General features: G+C 45.4%; 19 protein-coding genes and 1 riboswitch. Of the genes, 11 read left to right on the top strand and 8 right to left on the bottom strand.

The window, feature by feature from the left end; genetic code table 11:
* Positions 1-93: 93 nt before the first annotated feature.
* Entirely contained in the window at positions 94-1,638 is a 1,545-nt protein-coding gene (locus tag M3234_RS01070; protein WP_262302905.1) for a S1C family serine protease, read from the bottom strand.
* A gap of 170 nt (positions 1,639-1,808) precedes the next feature.
* On the opposite strand from M3234_RS01070, the gene M3234_RS01065 reads away from it, so the two are divergent.
* The 4 genes from M3234_RS01065 (at position 1,809) to M3234_RS01050 (ending at position 4,842) form a co-directional block, all read left to right on the top strand.
* Positions 1,809-1,961 (top strand): hypothetical protein, encoded by a 153-nt coding sequence (locus M3234_RS01065; RefSeq protein WP_262302904.1) that lies wholly within the window; start codon positions 1,809-1,811, stop codon positions 1,959-1,961.
* A 398-nt stretch (positions 1,962-2,359) separates the two neighbouring features.
* A complete protein-coding gene (gene gloA2 / locus M3234_RS01060; RefSeq protein ID WP_262302903.1) occupies positions 2,360-2,746 on the top strand; it encodes an SMU1112c/YaeR family gloxylase I-like metalloprotein in 387 nt (128 codons plus the stop codon).
* Between the two features lie 252 nt (positions 2,747-2,998).
* The gene (locus tag M3234_RS01055) at positions 2,999-3,661 is read left to right on the top strand and encodes a 5-bromo-4-chloroindolyl phosphate hydrolysis family protein (protein ID WP_262302902.1); all 663 of its coding nucleotides are present in this window, start codon (positions 2,999-3,001) and stop codon (positions 3,659-3,661) included.
* The gene (locus M3234_RS01050; protein ID WP_262302901.1) at positions 3,658-4,842 is read left to right on the top strand and encodes a toxic anion resistance protein; all 1,185 of its coding nucleotides are present in this window, start codon (positions 3,658-3,660) and stop codon (positions 4,840-4,842) included. Before M3234_RS01055 ends, M3234_RS01050 begins: the two co-directional genes overlap by 4 nt.
* Before the next feature lie 132 nt (positions 4,843-4,974).
* Here M3234_RS01050 and M3234_RS01045 read toward each other — a convergent pair whose 3' ends face one another.
* A complete protein-coding gene (locus tag M3234_RS01045; protein ID WP_262302900.1) occupies positions 4,975-5,751 on the bottom strand; it encodes a M15 family metallopeptidase in 777 nt (258 codons plus the stop codon).
* A gap of 178 nt (positions 5,752-5,929) precedes the next feature.
* Positions 5,930-6,013: riboswitch (cyclic di-GMP riboswitch) on the top strand.
* Between the two features lie 49 nt (positions 6,014-6,062).
* Here M3234_RS01045 and M3234_RS01040 point away from each other — a divergent pair.
* The 7 genes from M3234_RS01040 (at position 6,063) to M3234_RS01010 (ending at position 11,994) form a co-directional block, all read left to right on the top strand.
* On the top strand, positions 6,063-6,227 hold the full coding sequence (locus M3234_RS01040) for a hypothetical protein (RefSeq protein ID WP_262302899.1): 165 nt from the start codon (positions 6,063-6,065) through the stop codon (positions 6,225-6,227).
* Between the two features lie 207 nt (positions 6,228-6,434).
* Positions 6,435-6,575, top strand: a complete 141-nt coding sequence (locus M3234_RS01035) for a hypothetical protein (protein ID WP_262303581.1) — start codon at positions 6,435-6,437, stop codon at positions 6,573-6,575.
* A 488-nt stretch (positions 6,576-7,063) separates the two neighbouring features.
* The gene (locus tag M3234_RS01030) at positions 7,064-7,966 is read left to right on the top strand and encodes an ABC transporter ATP-binding protein (RefSeq protein ID WP_262302898.1); all 903 of its coding nucleotides are present in this window, start codon (positions 7,064-7,066) and stop codon (positions 7,964-7,966) included.
* Entirely contained in the window at positions 7,967-8,704 is a 738-nt protein-coding gene (locus tag M3234_RS01025) for an ABC transporter permease (protein ID WP_262302897.1), read from the top strand. It abuts the gene before it with no gap.
* A 6-nt stretch (positions 8,705-8,710) separates the two neighbouring features.
* Entirely contained in the window at positions 8,711-9,844 is a 1,134-nt protein-coding gene (locus tag M3234_RS01020) for a sensor histidine kinase (RefSeq protein ID WP_262302896.1), read from the top strand.
* Positions 9,841-10,443, top strand: coding sequence for a response regulator transcription factor (locus tag M3234_RS01015; RefSeq protein WP_262302895.1), 603 nt, complete (start codon positions 9,841-9,843; stop codon positions 10,441-10,443). Before M3234_RS01020 ends, M3234_RS01015 begins: the two co-directional genes overlap by 4 nt.
* A 258-nt stretch (positions 10,444-10,701) precedes the next feature.
* A complete protein-coding gene (locus tag M3234_RS01010; RefSeq protein ID WP_262302894.1) occupies positions 10,702-11,994 on the top strand; it encodes a UDP-glucose dehydrogenase family protein in 1,293 nt (430 codons plus the stop codon).
* Positions 11,995-12,070: 76 nt separating this feature from the next.
* Here M3234_RS01010 and M3234_RS01005 read toward each other — a convergent pair whose 3' ends face one another.
* The 6 genes from M3234_RS01005 to M3234_RS00980 form a co-directional block, all read right to left on the bottom strand.
* Complete coding sequence (locus M3234_RS01005; RefSeq protein ID WP_262302893.1) at positions 12,071-12,688, bottom strand: LysE family translocator; 618 nt, start codon at positions 12,686-12,688, stop codon at positions 12,071-12,073.
* Positions 12,689-12,883: 195 nt separating this feature from the next.
* Positions 12,884-13,450 (bottom strand): hypothetical protein, encoded by a 567-nt coding sequence (locus M3234_RS29140; protein WP_285858179.1) that lies wholly within the window; start codon positions 13,448-13,450, stop codon positions 12,884-12,886.
* A complete protein-coding gene (locus M3234_RS00995; protein ID WP_262302892.1) occupies positions 13,390-13,746 on the bottom strand; it encodes a hypothetical protein in 357 nt (118 codons plus the stop codon). Before M3234_RS00995 ends, M3234_RS29140 begins: the two co-directional genes overlap by 61 nt.
* A gap of 270 nt (positions 13,747-14,016) precedes the next feature.
* Positions 14,017-15,813: a vWA domain-containing protein gene (locus M3234_RS00990; protein WP_262302891.1), complete on the bottom strand. Its 1,797-nt coding sequence runs from the start codon at positions 15,811-15,813 to the stop codon at positions 14,017-14,019.
* A gap of 387 nt (positions 15,814-16,200) precedes the next feature.
* The gene (locus M3234_RS00985) at positions 16,201-19,029 is read right to left on the bottom strand and encodes a GAP1-N2 domain-containing protein (RefSeq protein WP_262302890.1); all 2,829 of its coding nucleotides are present in this window, start codon (positions 19,027-19,029) and stop codon (positions 16,201-16,203) included.
* Positions 19,026-20,294 (bottom strand): TRAFAC clade GTPase domain-containing protein, encoded by a 1,269-nt coding sequence (locus tag M3234_RS00980; RefSeq protein ID WP_262302889.1) that lies wholly within the window; start codon positions 20,292-20,294, stop codon positions 19,026-19,028. Before M3234_RS00980 ends, M3234_RS00985 begins: the two co-directional genes overlap by 4 nt.
* Positions 20,295-20,299: the final 5 nt, after the last annotated feature.

Below are 20,299 nucleotides of genomic sequence, written 5' to 3'. Positions count from 1 at the left end.
TTTGACAGCTTATGAGCCAGCTTTTCCGTAAAGCAAAATTCAACTATGCCTCATCCTTTAGCCTATCGGACTCGCCAATTGGATAGTTTTCCTTTATTCCTCCTTTTTCTTTTGCCTTTTTTGGTGTTCTTCTAGAGCGAGAAGGATGTCTTGGATGTCGACTTTGCCGTCTTTGTTTAGGTCGGCAATGTTCGTTTCGGGTCCTGCAGCTGCTGGCGGTGCATGCCCCGACTGCGGCATCTGTCCTTGCTGCGGTACTTGCTCCTGCTGCTGTGTTCCGGTCTGCGTCACTGGAGGTACCTGCATCGTCTGAGGCCCAACCACGGCTCCATTTCCGGTCCCGGCAGCCCCTGCACCAACTTCAACTCCAGTGCCCACTCCAGCTATCGGAACCCCGGCACCAGATAACACCGCGGTCCCAGCCTGCCCCTTTGACCGCCCGCCAACAAAAGTAAACACCAACAAAATCAGCACAAGCAGCCCGGCAACGCCATCACCGATGTAGAACATCATCGCGTAGTCAGCCCACAATGTCTTACTGTCGCCCATCTTTTTCTCGGAATTGCTAATATACTCCTTGATCTCGGAATGGTTCGGATAAATCCGCTGTACCGCCTCAAATTTTTCCAAAGCATGCTTATAATAGCCGCCCCAATATAAATCGAGCCCTTCCTTATAGAGCCGGTCCGTATCGCTCTTTGTGTCCCTAACACCGGCCTGATTAACAAACTCTGTCACCGTGTTGACTGGCACGGCAAAGTTGAAGCCCTGAACCTCCTGACCGTTGACCGTGTCGCCCCTAAACGTCAACAGCCCAATAATTTCACCGTCCTCATTAATCACCGGACCGCCGCTGTTGCCGTGGGTTGCCGCGGCGTTAATCTGAATAACCGGGCTTCCCTGCTCCGTCTTTTTATCAGTAGCGGAAATCTGTCCCGCGTTCATCGTCGAAACAAGCGATGAATCTGGAGACAACAGGTCGGAATCCGCTGCTGCAGGGTAGCCGCTGACCCAGATGTCCTGCTGGCTTTCGATGTCATCGGATTTTCCAAGCGGGATCGTCGGCAGATTTTTCCCCTCAATTTTTACAACTGCCACATCTTTCCCTTCATTAATCGGCGCCCCGTAGCTTTTTATTTCTCCATCAAGCACATCGCCGCCGGGCAAAATCACCTTGGTCGCCTTCTGTATTCCTGTGTACTGGGTCCAGGCAACCAAATAATCGAAGGCCTCGTTGAAATCTACCTGGAAGTAATCCGCCATTATGGCTACCAGCTGCTCAAAAGCGGCATCGGCAACTGCCTGGTCCTCCATTTTTCCGAACTCCACCACATGGGCGTTGGTGACGACATATCCGTCCGCGCTAATAACGGCACCTGAGCCGGAGCCGCCAATTAAAGTTTGATAGTTAAGCCGCTCAAAAACAGCCTGAACATCGGGGTTGTAGTCGAGAAACTGCCACTGTACAACAGCGTAATCAATAATCCGTACCACCGCGGGTTTTGTGTATTCGTTCAGCCGTTGGGCTTGCTTCACATCGCCTGTGGCCGGTTTGATATTAATGAGGAAAAACGAGGCAACAATCGCCGCAATCAGCAGCAAACTGAGCGGTATCGTAAACAGGGCCCTTTTCTTCAAAGCATGCTTCACCTCTTAGATTCTTTTTTAAAAAACTGACAATGGCAATATATTCGGGGGTTGGATAAAAGGAATTTGTACGAGAAAATGTTATCGCTTGTCTTTTTCAAAACAAAAGGAGTATGATGAAATAAACAGAACAAACGTTCTGAAAAAAGGAGGTGTTTGAATTGTTTTTAGACGAAATGCTTGTCAGAAGGCTTAACAAAGATCAACTGGCAGCGGAACTAGTTTCAAGCCGGGATTCGCTTTCAAAGTTGAAGAAGCCTGAGTTAGTCGCCCTTTTTATTGAAAAAATCGAGGAAATGAGCACCTGCAATTAAACATAATCAGGAAATATCCCGAGGTTCTTGCGCTGCATCCATTAGCGTTGGAAGAATTTTTGGGCATCACGAAAACGGAACGTTGCCGGTGGACAAAGGAGTCCAAGCTCCCAGTATGCTCCTATGAATCGTTCCGGAAATGGGGGCAATCGCTGGAGTTCCCCTGTACGACTATTATGAAACCATTCAAATTTTAAAAAGAAACCCCATTTCTTTAAGCATCGTTTTTACCGTTAACAACTTCTTTTATGAATATCTCCATCAAGAATTCCCACAACCATTAAAGTTATTAGATGACAAGGTTTTTTCCCTAAAAGATTATCTGGTATTATTAGGATTACCTATTACAACAGGGTCCGGAAAATTTCCGAATCTTTAAAGGGAAGGGACGTATTTTTATGAGGTTAAAGAGCATCCACCATATCGCTATCATCTGTTCAGATTATCAAAAATCGAAGGATTTTTATGTGAGAATCCTGGGATTGAATCCTCTCAGGGAAGTTTACCGGAAGGAGCGGGATTCTTTCAAGCTTGATTTAGAAGTCAATGATCACTATCAGATCGAGCTGTTTTCTTTCCCGAATCCGCCTCAGCGGCCAAGCTATCCCGAAGCGGCGGGGTTACGGCATCTTGCGTTTGCCGTGGCCGACATCGAGGAAGTGGTTGCACACCTTACTTTACACAAAATCAAGGTTGAGCCGATCCGTAATGATCCATATACCAACAAGAAGTTCACTTTTTTCGCTGACCCCGACGGTCTGCCAATCGAACTCTACGAAAATTAAAAAGCCACGCAAAAGGGTGAGAACAACCATGATTCTCACCCTTTTGCATTGCCTGCTTGACCCGCCACACTGTACAAATAGGTCTCAGGTCGTAGATTTCTTTCCGCTCGTGGTCTATAGCATGCAGGAGTTTTTTGGTGTATTGTGGAAGTAATAAATGGAAATAACTTTCTGGTGGTGACTTCCATTAAAATGAAACATTCTTCCGAGTTATTCGTATGAATATCAAGGATTTTTAGTTAGGAGTCGATTATGATGAACCCTGTCCTTTCGTTGATTGTCCGTTCGTTTGTGGCCATTCCGGTTACCGTTTTCACGGGCTTTATCAGCTTCTTCTTTTTTGATGTGAACTTCCTCCCGTCCATTGCACTAGCACTTGCCGGCGGCTTTTTCACCCATGTCGTCTTAGGGTTGTTCATGTCATCCAGCTTTTTGAAAAAGCACGGGCTGACACGAAAAGAATATCGATACATTCAAAAAAACCTTGCGGATGCCAATAAGAAAATCCGCCGCTTGAATAAATCGCTGTTTACGATTCGTGACCTTAACTCGGTTAAGCAGCGAATTGATATTTTAAGGATTACGAAAAAGATTCAAAAGATGGCGGCCAAGGAACCAAAACGCTTTTACCAGGCTGAGCCGTTTTATTTTTCTCATTTGGATTCAGTCGTCGAGCTGACCGAAAAATACAATTTTCTCATATCCCAGCCGAAAAAAAGCCTGGAAATCAATCAGTCGTTAATTGAAACAAGGCAAACCCTGAATGAGCTTACCAGGGTATTAGAAGAAGATCTGTACCAGGTCGTTTCCAATGATGTCGATCACCTCAATTTTGAAATTGATGTCGCAAAACATACAATCAATAAACAAAAGGAACTTAAATTACCCGAAGAGAACAGGTGGTTAAAGAAATGAGCGAAAACAATCTCAACTTGAACAAAACAGGCGGTAACTTTTTAGATGATATTCTTGCTGACCCGTTCGGCGACAAGCCCGAACGGCAGCTGGCCAAAAGCCCGGTCCCACAGACAAGTGAGGCACGACCGGTAAAATTAATTGATGTCATTCCCGAGGAACACCGTGCCAAGGCGCTGCAGCTAGCGGAACAAATTGACCCGACCAACCATCAGGCGATGATTCAATACGGTACCCAAGCCCAAGGAAAACTTCTATCCTTTTCGCATCAAATGCTTGAGCATGTCCAGAAGAAGGATGTCGGCGAAATTGGCGATATTATCGCTGACCTCATGAAGCGTTTGAATGAAGTGAATCCGGACGAGTTGAAGGAAAGCAAGCCCTCCTTTCTTGGACGGATGTTTGGTAAAATCTCGAGCTCGCTTCAGGAGGTCTTGTCCAAATACCAGAAAACCGGGGCGCAAATCGACCGCATCAGCGTGAAGCTCGAGCGGAGTAAAAACGTGCTCTTGTCTGACATCAAACTGCTTGAGCAGCTTTACGAAACGAACAAGGAATATTTCCATGCACTGAATGTTTATATTGCAGCAGGGGAAATCAAGCTTGAGGAAATGCATGAAAAAATAATTCCACGCTTGAAGCAGGAAGCGCAGTCAACCAATGATCAAATGAAGTTCCAGGAAGTCAACGACATGATTCAATTTGCCGACCGCTTGGATAAGCGCCTCCATGATCTGAAGCTAAGTCGGGAGATCACGATTCAGAGTGCGCCGCAGATTCGCCTGATTCAAAACACAAACCAGGCCCTTGTGGAAAAAATCCAATCTTCGATCGTAACGGCGATTCCGTTATGGAAAAACCAAGTGGCGATTGCGTTGACGCTGATTCGCCAGCGACATGCGGTCGAGGCACAGAAGCAGGTATCAAAAACGACCAATGAACTGCTCTTGAAAAATGCCGAAATGCTAAAAACGAATACAATTGAAACCGCCAAAGAAAACGAGCGCGGCATTGTCGATATTGAAACACTGAAGAAAACGCAGGAAAACCTCATCTCTACACTCGAGGAAACCTTGCGCATTCAAGAGGAAGGCCGTCATAAGCGCCGCATCGCCGAACAAGAACTCGCCGCCATGGAAAACGACCTCAAACTCAAACTGCTCGAAATTCGCGGCAAATAAATCAAAGCCCTCCGCCAAAAAGCGGTGGGCTTTACAAATTTTTCATGTTGGCTACATTGCGATCGGTGTCAGGCACCATTCGCTAACTTTGCACGATGGAAATAGTGCTATGTACTCACAAGTTGTCATGTTCTAGTTATTTACCGGCATGACATTATAGTACTCCTCAAGGGTGATTCCGCGGTTCATGATTTGTTTGGCCATGGGTTTTCCAACGTAGCGGAGGTGCCACGGTTCGTATTGGTAGCCGGTGATGGCTTCTTTGCCTTTTGGATAGCGGATGATAAACCCGTATCTGGCGGCGTTTTTCTCAAGCCACTTCGCCTCTGGTGTGCCGCCAAAACAATCTTCGGCGGCGCATTTTCCATTGCCGCCGGTGACATCGATGGCCAGGCCGGTTTCGTGCTCGCTTGTCCGTGGCAGGGCGCTATAGGTGGCGGCAGCTTCGTAGCCATCCCGGTCCACATAGTAATTAAACAATGCCTCCTGCGTCGCAGACGAGCGATAGGCCGAAACGCCCAGCAGTTCTACGCCTTCCTGTTTAGCGGCCGCGAATAATTTCTCTATCGCCGCGGCGGCCTCAACCCGCATTTTCCGCTTCGGTGAGTCCTCTTTAAAAATAAATGGAATTTCCGCATCGACCAGATCAACCGGCTGATAATCGTCAGGTAGTTTATTTTGTTTGTTGACGAGAACCGGAACTGTATCCGGGGCGGTGACCACCTTGACCTTGCCATTATTATTGCTAGCATACTCAGGTTTTGCCGGAGCGGGGGGCAGGTTAGCCTGTTTTCGGTGATTAATATCTAAATAATGCGGGCTCGAGCCCGTGCAGCCCGACAATGAAAAAATAACAATAAAGCTCAAGATTGCGGAATATACTTTTTTCATAACATACTTCCTTCTCAAAAAAAGTCCATCTGCTAACAGCATGGACAGGAAGGGAGGACTTTAAAACAGCCGAAAAAATAAATTGAGCCATGGCAACAGCAGTAAAGCTAGACAACCGGCAGTTTTCAGAAAATTTAGGTCTGGAGACTCTTTAACAAGCCTGCTGATTTGGTTATATTTGCTATAACACATAAATCGTACGAAACGGCAAAACCATTGAAAAGTGGTGACGCAAAGCTAAAGGGGCTAAAGTCCAGGACGATGCCAGCCAGCTACCGAACACGAATACTCCTGCGATTTATGTCAATCAAAATGGAGGAGGGTTTCATGTGTTGAAAATGTTGTTAAAGGGAAAATATTATTATCATTTGTTGCAGCAGCGCCATCATGAGCTGCTTCAGCAGGACTGCTTGTGCGAGGATTTACGAAAGAAGTTGAAGGTCAAAGCCATCTACCATACTAGTAAAGTAATTGAGCTCGGTACGAGACTATAGCCGGGCTCAGAACACAAAAGGCGCCGGGGTACAAAACCTGGCGCCTTTTGTTAGCTATATATTAATGTGACTTACTGCTTATCATGTCCGTCCTTAGTGACTTTAATAAACTTTTGTGAATTAGTGAGCAAAGTAATATTTTTATAGTGGAAATACTAATTATTCATCAGCAAAATGGCCATTCTAAAGGTAAAAAGGAGGGTTTTTTTGAAAAAAAATCAAGGCAAATCCCTGAAAAATGAGGACGAGAAAATCAGTGAAGGCTTGAATCAAATCTTTGAAATCATCAATGCCAAAGGCGATGCCGGCGAGTTAAAGGAAATCGTGGAAAAAACGGATCAGCAATGAGGCCTGAAATTTATTCAGGCCTTTTATAGTGGGTATGTGGATAAGATGTTGATAACACCATGTGAACTGTGAACAACGTCCTGCTGTTTGTTGGTAATTAAAAATTCTGTTATTAATCTTTTCAACAAAAGTTGTTAACAACTCCTAATAATTTGTTGATAACCTTGTGGATACTGTTAATAACTTGTTAATAAACTCTGGATAGCCATATCGGGTTGTGGATACAACCTCCTTCTTTCATCAACATGATCTATGACGTACAAATTGGGATGAAACTAAGCGGTATTTTCGCCCATTCCTGGACTAGTTTCGCGGAACTGGGGAGGTATTTTGCCGATTCCTGACTTTATTTCGCCAAACCGATCCACCTTAGGTTTACACCGCCGGAAGAAATGACAAATGTCACCTGATATTGATGACAATGCTTACTAAAAAGCCAAGTCGTTCCGGCTTACAATGAAAGTAAGAAATCAGGAGGTGCTGGAAAGATGAATGAAATAGTGACCGTCAATAATGTGACAAAGTCATTTCAACATAAAAAGGCTGTGGACGATGTAAGTTTTTCCATATCAAAAGGGGAAGTGGTGGCGATTCTTGGGCCGAACGGTGCAGGGAAAACCACGACGATCTCGATGATTTTAGGGCTGCTAAAGCCAACATCCGGGGAGGTGCGTTTATTTAACCTGCTTCCTCACGAAAAACAGGTTAGGGAAAAAATCGGGACTATGCTGCAGGAGGTCAGTGTGATGCAGGGCTTGAAGGTTAACGAGATCCTTGAGCTGATCAGAAGCTACTACCCGCAGCCTTTGTCGATTCAGGAGCTCATCGCGCTGACCGGTTTGACACCACAAGATTTAAAAACACGCGCGGAAAAATTGTCTGGCGGACAAAAGCGCCGGCTCAGCTTTGCGCTGGCACTTGCGGGAAACCCGGAACTAATCATTTTTGATGAACCGACAGTCGGCATGGATATTACCTCGAGGAAACGCTTTTGGCAAACTGTTAGGACACTGGCCGATCAAGGAAAAACGATTATCTTTTCTACTCATTATTTACAGGAAGCTGATGATGCGGCAGACAGGATTTTATTGTTTAAAGACGGCGCGATTGCCGCTGACGGAACGCCTGCGCAAATCAAAGCCAGTATTACCAAGCAGTCCGTTTCTTTTGTGGTCGATCCTGAAAAGTCATTGGAAAAATTATATCAACATAGCGAAATCACCGATATTTTTCGAAAAAATAACCGCGTCTACATCCATACGGACAATACAGACCGGATTCTGGAACTGCTTTTTCAAGAGAGAATTGGCGCAAGAGATATTCAAATTGAACGGGGCAAGCTGGAAGAAGCGTTTGAGCAACTGACTGGTGAATCTAAGGAGGCCATCTAAATGAAAACTTTTCAAATTCAATGCAAAGTAGAAATTATCAGGATATTGAGAAACCGTTATTTTGTTTTTTGGTCACTGGTTATGCCGATTATCTTTTATTATGTGTTTACTAATTTAGTAAATTCCAATATTCCGAATAAGTCAGAGTGGCAGGCCCATTATTTAATGTCCATGACGGTATTTAGTGTGATGGGGTCATCGATGATGACGCTTGGTATTCGATTGGTTCAGGAGCGCTCCCAGGGGTGGTCAACGTTCCTCCGGACGACTCCGCTGTCAAACACCGTTTATTTTGCAGCGCAAATGGTCGGCCAAAGCGTGATTCATGTATTTTCGATTGTGATTATTTTTATTGCAGGTGCCTTGATTAACGATGTTTCCCTGACAGTTCTTGAATGGATAATGAGCGGTTTATGGATCTTGCTGGGTTCGCTTCCCTTCCTCGCCCTTGGCACCCTGATTGGGTTAATGAAGAAGGTGGAAACTGCGGCGGGCGTTAGTAATGTGCTGTATATGGTGCTCGCGGTTTCCGGCGGTTTATGGATGCCGCTTGAGGTGATGCCAAAGATGATGCAGGCGATCGCCAAATGGCTTCCGTCCTATAACTTTGGCAGCGGGGCATGGGAAATTGTCCGCGGCGGTCTACCGGATTGGAAAAATATGATGTTACTTATCGCCTATTTGGTCTTGTTCATGCTACTATCAAACTATATTAGAAGAAAACAAGAAGTGGTGTGATTCACGATGAAACAATCATTCAGCATTTTCCCAAGAAAATACGGCCTTTTCCCCTACGTGTTTCTCGTCTATTTTGGGTTCCCGATCTATCATTTGACGAAGGAAGCAGGGATGAAGCAGCTGTTTGGCTATGGGATGGTGCTGCTTTTTTTAGTATCGTACCGGCAGCTATATTTTTTAATAGAAAAAAGAGGATTTTCATACTGGCTGGCGGTCCAACTAGGCATCTTGTTTATCTTTACGATGTTCTACAATTTAAATCACGTTTTTTTGGGCTTCTTTACAGCGAATTTCATTGGCTGGTCTCGAGATAAAAAGGTGTTTCGGCGTGGGCTGTTCTGCCTGGCCTTCGTGACGATGTTTCCATTCATTATCCATGTGGTTCGGACAGAGCAGTTTTTTACGCCATCAGAGCTGCTGTATTTTGTTCCGTTTCTTATCATCATGCTTATTTCGCCGTTTGGCATCCGCAGCTTAAGCCGGCGGATGGAACTAGAGCAGGAGCTTGACCGGGCGAATCAGCGAATTGAAGAGCTGGTGAAGCGTGAGGAGCGGGTTCGGATTGCCCGCGACCTTCATGATACCCTCGGACACACCCTGTCGCTGCTGACGTTAAAGAGCCAACTGGTCCAGCGTTTAATTGCTGTTGATACAGAACGGGCAAGGAAAGAGGCAAAGGAAATGGAGGTCACCTCAAGGGCCGCGTTAAAGCAGGTGCGCGAGCTTGTGACCGATATGCGTGCAATTACGATTCCCGAGGAACTGCTCGAAATCCAGCAGATTTTACGGGCTGCCGGCATCACGTATCAATATGATGGGGATATTGATTTTTCAAGGATCCCGCCATTTACCCAAAACATGATCAGTATGTGCATGAAGGAAGCAGCGACGAATGTAGTGAAGCACAGCCGAGCGTCGCACTGTTCGATTTCTATTCAGCTATCAGCGGAAAAGCTGAAGGCTGTCATCCGTGATGACGGGATGGGGATACCATCCAAGAATACGAAATTTGGCAACGGTTTGAAGGGAATAGAAGAAAGGCTGGCGCTGATTGATGGGACGTTGCTGCTGCACAACCAAAATGGAGCCGTTTTAGAAATTGACGTGCCGATTATTAAGAAGGAAGGAGCAGCGGTATGATTACTTTATTTATAGCGGAGGACCAGCGGATGTTGTTGGGTGCGCTCGGTTCACTGCTGGACTTGGAGCCTGACATGAAGGTGATTGGCCAGGCGATGAACGGGGAGGAAGCACTGGCATCCATCCTCGAGCTTTCGCCTGATGTTTGTTTAATGGATATTGAAATGCCGCTGTTGAACGGTCTAGAGGTAGCAGAAGAGCTTGTGAAGCGGTCAGCGGCCAGCAAGGTGATTATTCTTACCACCTTTGCCCGCCCTGGTTATTTCGAACGTGCGGTAAAAATCGGCGTCCATGGGTACTTGCTTAAAGACGGGGAAATTGACGACTTGGCTGGGGCAATTCGTAAGGTAATGGCAGGGAAACGCGTATTCAGCCCGGAGCTGGCGATTGACGTCATCCGTGAGGAAAACCCGTTAACCCTAAAAGAACAAGAGATTCTAAGACTCGCCGCCTTAGGAAAAACAACAAAAGAAATCACTGCCGAACTGTACCTGTCATCCGGCACCGTCCGCAACTACATCTCCGAAATCATCCACAAACTCGGCGCCAAAAACCGCACCGAAGCAGCCGCCATCGCCCAACAAAAAGGCTGGCTTTAGACCTATGGTGATGTTAGTAATGGTGTCAGGCACCACTCGTGGACATTTGTCCTCCACACGAGGACGAAAATGGACCTGTTTTGGTCCTTTTTTTGTTTTGTATGGGGGTTTCGATTTTGGCAGCCCATTTCCCGCACGTTCTGGTCGGATAACCTTCCATCCCTTTTAGTTTTGAATATAATAACTAAAAAGGGGAGGACAAGGCCCGGACAGCCGGTCCTATTCCCTGCTAAGCGTAAAAGGGGGAAAGAATGACAATTGAATATTTTAATAGTCGGAACAGGGTATGTCGGGACAACCACCGGGCTAATTTTTTGCGAAATGGGACATCAGGTCACCGGCCTTGACCTTGATAATCGAAAAATTCAAGCACTGCAAGCCGGCAGTCTGCATTTTTATGAACCCGGCCTTGAAGAACTGCTAACTAAGCATGTCCAGAGCAGTCAAATTACTTTTACAAAAAACACCGAATCCGCGGTCAAAGAAAATGATGTGATTTTCATCTGCGTCGGAACCCCGATGGGGGAAGACGGAAGTGCCGATCTTACCTATGTAAAAAATGTTGCCGAAGCCATCGGCCGCTATATGAATCAATATAAAGTTATCGTCACGAAAAGTACGGTACCGGTCGGAACGGCAGAGCTTGTTGCGGAGTGGATTGAAGCAAACCAAACGAACCCAATTCCGTTTGATGTCGTGTCCAACCCTGAGTTCCTACGCGAAGGGTCTGCTGTTCGCGATGCGCTTCATCCCGACCGCATTATCATTGGCACGACCAGCGCAAAAGCCGGAACTATTATGAAGGAATTATATCAGAACTTCTCCTGTCCAATTATCGAAACTCACCCAAAAGCCTCGGAAATGATTAAGTATGCCGCCAATTCCTTCCTCGCGATGAAAATTTCCTTTATCAATGAAATAGCAAGGCTCTGTGATGTACTCGGGATAAATGTAATGGATATCTCGAAGGGGATCGGTCTCGACCACCGCATTGGCACGCAGTTTCTGCATGCCGGACTGGGCTACGGCGGCTCATGCTTCCCGAAAGACGTCAATGCTTTGCTGAAAACAGCGCTGGACAATCACCGCCCCTTATCCGTTTTAGAAAAAGTAGTGGAAGTGAATAATGAACAGCCATTATATTTTATTGAAAAAATGAAACAGACCATGGGAGAGCCGCTAGTAAACAAAACAATTGCCGTACTTGGATTGGCGTTTAAAGCGAATACGGATGATACCCGGGAGTCACCAAGTTTAGTTTTGATTGAGCATCTGGCATCTGAACAAGTGGAAGTTAAAGCCCACGACCCAGTGGTGCATTTCAAGAGTGGTGGAACAATGAAATTTCAGCAATGCGAAACAGTGGAGGAAACTGTTAAAGGGGCGGATGCAGTGGTTATTGCTACCAACTGGCCCGAGTACCTGCGTCTCGATTGGGCGGTACTAAAGTCATTTATGAAGCGACCAATTATTTTTGATGGCAGAAATATGTTGGATAAAGCCGAGCTGGAGAGCTTGGGATTTCAATGTTTCGGTGTAGCCAGTTTTTAAAAAAAGAAGGGGGAGTTACGTTCGCTCACCCTTCTAATTATTTAGCTATCTATAAAGCTGCAATGCGAATGGGGGGTCATTTCTGGTTTTGCAGGACAAGCTGTAAGCCAAGTCCGATATAAACGGTTCCAACGACTTTTCCCTGCCAGCGTGAGAATTTGTTGTTTTGCTTGGAAAAAAGCCGTTCCCCGATCGAACTGGTGAGCAAGGCAAGTGTGGTTGTGTACATAATGCTCATTAATACAAAAGTAAGCCCGAGGATCAGCAATTGCAGCACAACCGGCGTTCCGTCATTGCGGACAAATTGCGGGAGGAAAGCCAGGAAAAACAGCGCAGTTTTCGGGTTAAGCAGTTCAATTAGCAGGGCCTGGCGAAACGATGTGGCAGCCGTTTTGGTTTTTACTGCGGGTTCACTCAGCTTTTTTGCTTTTTGTAAAAATGATTTAATCCCAAGAAAAATGAGGTAGGCCGCTCCCAGATATTTCACGATTTCAAAGGCGAGCGCAGAGGTCATCAGGATTGCGGACAGTCCAAGTACTGCGGCCACAGTATGAATCAGGTCGCCAACAGCTATGCCGATACCGGTAATGATCCCCGCCATCCGGCCGCCTTTGGCTGTTTGCGTCAAGGTTAACAGAACCGCCGGGCCAGGGATAAGAAATAATACTAATACAACCAAAATAAACGATAGCAATGTTATCGCCCCATCGAAAAATGTAGTAATGTCATTTTATCATAATAGTCTGAATATTGTAATGCGGTAAAGGGAGAAAGTCCGGATTGGCAGTAGTTTTTTTAAAAAAAAGCAAGACATACTGGAGCATGTTTTTTGAAAACAAAATAGCCGTGCCGGGGCACGACTATTTTTAGCACGCTTCATTTCGCGAACTTAAGGAATGCTTAGAATGATGGTTGCGGCGACGCCATTTGGAAGGGTTCTACCAGAACTGGTGGTGATTCTGACAGACACTAATTGACATTGGGTAACTGGAACGCTGCCAGTCCCGATGCCGCAACAGCCTGGGCCCGCGGTTGCTGAAATATTGGTTGCCTGAGGGTTAGCTGCACATGCATCACTTGTATATATTGTAGCTGTTACTGTTTCTCCAGCCCGCAAATTAAAATTGCGAATGCTGAAGACTAAACCAGTGATGGTTGCATTTTGTGCTATAACGACATTACTTCTTGCAAAACCAGGTGCTCCTCCTTGGGAAGTCCCGAGCCCGACAAAATCGTTATTGCCAACCTGCTGGTCTGTCGCTAAATAGATCGTGCTGCCTCCTGGCCCAGTCGCTCCACGAGGTCCGGCAGGGCCAGTCGCGCCGGTGTTACCTTTAGGTCCCTGAGGCCCGGTAGGCCCTTGAGGCCCAGTAGCCCCGGTAGCTGAGTTAACATTTACTTTAACATTAACTTTTTGATTGCATTTGCACTCTTTTTTGCCGCATTCAGAGCACACGTCTTTTTTATGACATTTGCACTCTTTCTTGCCACATTCGGAGCACCCGTCTTTTTTATGACATTTGCACTCTTTTTTGCCGCATTCGGAGCACCCGTCTTTTTTATGACATTTGCACTCTTTTTTGCCGCATTTAGAGCACCTATCTTTTTTATGGCATTTGCATTCTTTCTTGCCGCATTCAGAGCACCTGTCTTTTTTATGGCATTTGCATTCTTTCTTGCCGCATTCAGAGCACGTGTCTTTTTTATGGCATTTGCATTTATCGTGCCCGCACTCCGAGCATCTATTTTCACCGACGTTTTCGACATCATCGAGATCGTGATCGTCAGGGATAAATCCGCTATATTCTCTGCTCAAATCTTTCCCTCCTTATCCTTAACCTTCTGTATCCTATGAAGCAGGCTGTAAATGAGTTCGGACGAGTATCTAGAAAATATGCCTATTTTAAAAAGCTGTTCCCATATATCAACAAATCAAAGCAAATAAAAAACTCCTCACCGAAAAAACTCCTCACCGAAAAAATTCGGTTAGGAGTTTTTTCTAATAATATGTTAGAGATTGTTTCAGGCACCATAACTTATATTTTCAATGTAGATAGCTTTGTTTCCCTCCGGCAGTTTAATTCGAAGTTTGTCGTTGCGGCGCAGGCGGTGGCCTGTTTCGGCATCGATGAGTTCGCTTCCGATATCTATGGTGCATTTCGATTTGTTGAGCAGCAGAAGGGTGTTGTCAGTCAGTGGGACGAAGGTAATTTGATCTGTTTCTGAGAATTCTGGGTTCAGTGAAAACAACTGGCGTAAATGGAATTCATTTTTTAACGATTTGAATCTTTGCACCTTCGGGCCGGTGCTGACTCCGTTGTCTTCGTCTGTGATTTCCACAACGATTTTCCCGTGGAATCCACGTTTGGCCCGCTGTTTTTTCGAGGCAAACGAGAATGTCGAAACTCCCAACAGCAACACGGCCGCCACACCTGCCACAATATAAATCCATGGGTATGGGTCAGTCTCCCTAGTGGGCTTCACATCCGCAGCTACTGGCTCCGCCTTGCTCCTAGTCGCTCCTGCAGGGATCGAAAATTTTTGCGGCGTAGTCTCTCGGAAGAAGCTGTCACCCTCTGCCTTGATCACCAGCTCGAATTCTCCTGAATCCCCCGCCTTAAACTCCCCTGAAAATCCTTTATCGCCAGCAGTTAGCGGGATTTCCCCGGTATTTCCTGAGGTTAGATTCTTAACGAGCAATACAGACTTCAAGGATTGATAAAGGTCCTTGTTCACCACTTTCTTGCTGCCTTCCACGAAAAACGCTTCAACCTTAACTGTTTGGCCAGCTTTCATCGTATTCGGAATTGGGGCCATATTTAGCTGCAAGTCATTATTGAATACCATCTTAATATCAATTTTATCCTCAGGAAAACCTTTCACTTTTAAAATCCAGTCACCTTGGACTGGGTTAATCAGCTTAAGCATCGAGTAGTTTTTGGACTTGGTTAACGAAATCGAATCGGACGGGATGGCCTGCTCCTGGCCGGAAGGGTCCACAAGCTTAACTTCCACCGGCTTCTCTGAAATGAGCGAAATATTGGCTTCGAGTACATTTTCATTTGGTACCGTAAACGGAACATCCTGGAACTCCGGTTTGGCGACTACATCCTGTACAGGCACCATTTTCAGCTTTAAGTGGGCGGCAAAGATTTCACTCAAGATTCCCGGCAGATCATTGGCGTTATTCGTTTCAAAGAATTTGCCATTTGTCCCGGTCGCAATCTTTTGCAGCAACTCTTTATTCAGCTTGCCATCGGCATTTAGACCAATGACATAAATCGGGTAGCCCTTTGCCTTGGCAGCCACGACTGACTGGGCCAGCTGGTCGTCGGCCTGCTCGTTTGTTTTCGGTTTGGTTTTATCAAGGTCGTTGTTGCCATCGGCAAGCACAACAATAAGCGGCTCGTACCCTGACACATGACCCTTATCCAAAAAGCTGATCGCTTCCGTTACCCCAGTCGAGATATCGGTGTACGGATATTTCGCCGACAGCGAACCAATAAAATTCTTAATGCTTTGTTTATTACCTTCCGATTGAATTTTCACCATTTCCATCTTGCTTTCCACATTATTCCCATAGGCGATGACGCCAATCTTGTCCCCTTTGACGGAAGACATGTCCACGAACATCTTCATCGCTTCGCTACTGAGCTTATTCGGATCACTCGACAGCATGGAGCGGCTGGCATCGACCACTAGGACCCCTTCAATCCTCGAAGTCACATCCGCATCTCCTTCAGCACGAACCTGAAAGGAACTGATCATGCAAAAAACAACCATAAAAACTGTGAAACTAGTAACCAACCTTTTTCGCATCTATTTACACCCCCACTAGCACATCATTTTTATTCTTGTTCATTAAATTATTTTTATTTGTTCTATATATAATACATTTTATCATCCATACGGTGGATTTCCCGAAATAGTTGTCAAAAACTATGGGATAATTTATCGACAATTTTTGCGGGAGACTCAAAAGGCAGGTTTAAAAGGGCAACTTCCTTTTGCCAATAATTTCTAATGAATTTTATTATTAGTGATTAGAATTTGGTGAAATTTATAATCTTTTTAAATAGGGTAGCCAATAAGGTTTATTGGCTACCGAAATCAACCAGTAAATCCAGGTAAGGTAGCCAATTAAAGCCGCGCTTTATTGCTACATAAAAAGCATTCCAAAATAGGAATGCTTTTCAGAAATGCTTACTAATTATTGGTTTCTTTCGCCGGGAAAGGATATAAATGCGTTTCGGGTTTTTCACCGTTTTGTATGATTAGCGAATTCCCTTGGAGCTTCACATCAGCTGAGCTCTGTTTGAAGGAGAGTAATTCAAGCGGATGGTTGCCTTCTTTAACAAGGGCCTGGAACCGATAAACCCAAATATAGGATCCTTCTGTCCCGCCAGTTGCTGTGATGACCAACTCATCCGTTTTGTCCTCATTAAAATCATACGGTGCAGCATAAATGGAAAATCCTTTCTTTAAAGCGTCATTCTGCTCAAAAGGACTAGTCTCTGATTGAACATTTAATGAAAGTTTGTGTGGGTTCCCCTTATCATCTATTAATGCGCCCCTTGGTTGTTTCGGGCCAAACGTGAACTTGTACTGCTGATCTGGATACCTTAATTCAATGGTTTGGTCACCGTCCACCCCGGGAGTCCATTTTTTAAAGATTTCGGAATTCAGTCCGAAAACAGCCGGTTCCGTTGGGGCTGGTTTTTCCTGCTTTTTCTTCTCCGTCGCCTTACCACCAGTTTTCGCAACCTTAGGCTTCTCATCCTTATTTAATAAATAGTCGAGGCCGAACCAGGTGGCACTGCCCACACCGCCAAGAATCACGAATGCGATGCCCAGTTTGATACCATGCTGCTTTAAAAATTTCACAACAGGATTGGCAGTTTCCCATTCTACTTTTTTTATAATACTTCTTAAACTTTTAATTTGCTTCAGTTCATTTCGATATTCTTTCTTTTTCCAAATCGATTTTTCATTATTAACCAGATAGTTTACTAAAGTACGCTGGAATAATTGCTGGTTCATCCCGGATGGTCTTGAGTTCGTTCTAATAAAGCTAAGCATTGCTTTGTCATCACCGTATTGAACAAGATGCCTGAAAAGCCCGCCATAATCAACATCATCGAACTCTGACTGGTAGGCCATGGTTAGCAGGGGTAATTGTTCAGTCGTGATTTTGGTCCGCAGCAGCCTTTGGACAATTTCCCTTACCTGTTCCCGTTCACCTCGTTTTAAAGCTTTAAGATTGACAAATTCAGCCTGGGACGGATTACTCAACAATTGGTACAGAACCTCGGTGATTCGAAAACGATCCTTTGCTGGTCCTTCCTTCATATCCTTGAAGGATATATTCGTAAAAATCCTCCCGAACGCCATAATATCTTGAGTAGAAAGCGCATCGGGACGGATGTTGTTAAGCAAAACGATCATCGCCTTGACTAACATCGTTTGCTTAAAACTGGCCAATTCCGGTTCCTGAACGTTAAGAGAAAATTCTTTAACTGCTTCAACAGCCTTAAACGGATTTCGGTTAAGCTTAATCGATGCTTCCAATTTTTCAATTGCCACGGACTTGAATTTCTCAATATCAAGCAGATATAGCGCTGCCAGCAGCGCTTTTATTTCATTGAGGATTTCTTCAACCCGGACTAATGGCTGGAAACGCTCCTCGAGATATTGTCCAAGCAGTGATTCATATTCGTGACGTTCCTTAATGAATAATACAATTGCCCGATGAGAAGGCTTGTCCTGCTCCAGCAATTTCCACAGCTTTTGGAATAACGGAGTCGTCTGATGTGCAGAAAGCGTCCGCAGTACAAAGGACAACGGTTCCTCATGCCGGACGATTTTGTTAATCTCCAATACCGAGTGGACATAATCCAGGACAATGGCTGGGTCCGTTGCTGATTTTTCCTCTGAAATGAGTTTTAAAAATAACGCAACCAAATCGGGCTTGTTCTCATGATTTACGCGCAGGAACTTCTCAAGGCTGTACAAAAAGCCAATTTTATTTCGCTGATAAATGGATGCGTCACTGTCAACCAGGGTTAAATACAGGTCGGTTAATTGATAATAGCTTGACAGCTCAAGCTTTTGCTCGTCAGGCAGTCCGGATAAAGCCCCTTCGGCAAAGGTCATGAAATGATTAATCCGTTCGGAATGGGCAAATGCCTCCATTGCCAAATCCAAATACTCATGTTTTTGGCCCTCGATTTCCACCCCGGAGATTCGGCCGGCAGCAAAATCGAAAATGAATTGCTTCTCGATGGAGCGGTCGGCATAGTTTAATGTCCCGGGCTCAAAGAACATCACATGGATGTAATTCTTCGTTTCCGGCTCGCTCGTGAACGTCATTGCCCCTAATCTGCGCCTGTGGGCATAGGGCAAATAAACATAGATCAATTCTAAAAGCTGAAGCGCATCCTTCGAATAGTCCTCAAGCGGCGTAGGTAAGGATATAAATACCTTTTTCTTGCCCGCAATCGAAGTCAATACCGCGAAAAGGAGCTGTTTGAACTGGGCTTCGGAAATCCCTGATCTGCCAAGCAGCACGTCTTTCAGAGCAAGAATGTCGCGCTGACCATGGCCAATCGCATCTTTTTCAGGAATAACCTTTCCAAGTTCCACGTCATAGGAAGTGGCAAATTCAGTTATTTGAAAAAGGTTAGTCGAGTTCTTTAGCCATTCCTCTTTCATACTCGCGGGAATGACATAGTTATGCATAAAATATGTACTGCGCTCCCCGGTGAAATCTGCTGGTACATACACAGCTTGTCCAATGACAAGGTCACCCGTTTCCGGCTGGAACAGGGTGACCGCCTCCGGATAAAGGGAGGCATCTTTTTGTTTGCTTGCCATTAACGACTTTGGTGCGGAATACAAGCAAAAGGGGTGAAGGTACTTTTTTACAAACGATTTATCAAGCCCATCGGAAATGGCAATCGTATCATAGCCGTCGGAGGTGCTGAAAATCCCGCCCCGCTCTCGGGTATAGAGCTGCTGTTGAATGTTCCCGCTCATTGCTCATGTCTCCCTTCAATAAATCCCAGCTTATAGAGCAGCCAAACAAATGGTTCGTCGACACGGACAGGACTGATGATTCCATTCACCTGCTGGCCGACAGGGTTGCTTCCAAGCGCGGACACGGCAAAATAGGAAGTATCTCTAAAATATACATCAACAGCATCGACGAACGGGGTGTCTACCTTTGCAAGGAATCTTCGAATTTCCCCATTGATATTGTCAAATTCATCAAGGTTAAGGAAGCCCCGGTGTGTCACATTGCGGAACACATTGCTGTTGGATCGGATATATTCGCCATCCTCGGAGCTTAGCGCTGATAGTAAATCGCTCTTTGTTAAAACGATGGCCGTTGGGATATCGGTTTTGCTGTTTTCCTGATGGGCGATGAAATCCTCGAACAAAGACACGACAACCTCCCGCGGCTCATCGGCCAAGCCCACGATTTTCCCTGGATTTTCGCCCATTTGGTGCAGCAATTTTTCACGAATGGCGCGAATCTGCATCGGGTCAACAAGGAACAGAATGCCGGCCGAGTTTTTAATGTGCGATGCATGCAGCTGCAGGTATTCTTTGCTCGTCATACCTTCGCCGGCGACATCAAAGAATACAAGGGTTAACGGAGCTCTGTCCTCATCCTTAAACACAAATTGGAAAATAAACGGCTCCTGACGCTTTTCCTTTGCAGTAGATTCAAACAGATTCCCGTTTTCAAATAAAGGTACTTCATATTCATCCCTGAATCGTCTGCTGATCGAATTATTCAGCGGAATGCAGGCAGCGTTAAAATTACTCGCCGTTACACGCTGCAGCGTATGAATCAACGATGTAATATAAACCGATTTTCCGACAGAAGTGGCGCCGACAACCGAAATGATGTTACTCGGATATTTGCCGGCCGTGATCGGCAGCTCGTTATGGCAGCTCGGGCAAAGCCGGTTCTTGGTCACCTCGGAATATTTGTCCGATACGCCCATCAGTACATTGTTCGTGTAAATCTTGTTTTCCTGCGGAATGGTCGCCGGGTTGATGACCGCCTCGAGTTCATCAATCGGGGCAAGCCCAAATTTGGCTCGGTATTTATTTAACACTTCATCCTCCTGAAGTGCTAAGGCCTCATCATCATCACGGTGATGGGACGCGCGGAATACGACGTCCTCATGGTGGAATTTTGAAAAACAGTAAGGACAAACAATATCATAGTATGGCAGTTTGATTGTTTCTGCTGGTTTTGCTCCAAACATTTTCTTTAGTAGTCCGAACATCTCAA

The sequence above is a fragment of the Neobacillus niacini genome (assembly GCF_023715785.1).
GTDB lineage: Bacteria > Bacillota > Bacilli > Bacillales > Cytobacillaceae > Neobacillus > Neobacillus niacini_E.
This window is presented reverse-complemented; position numbering and strand designations above follow the sequence as displayed.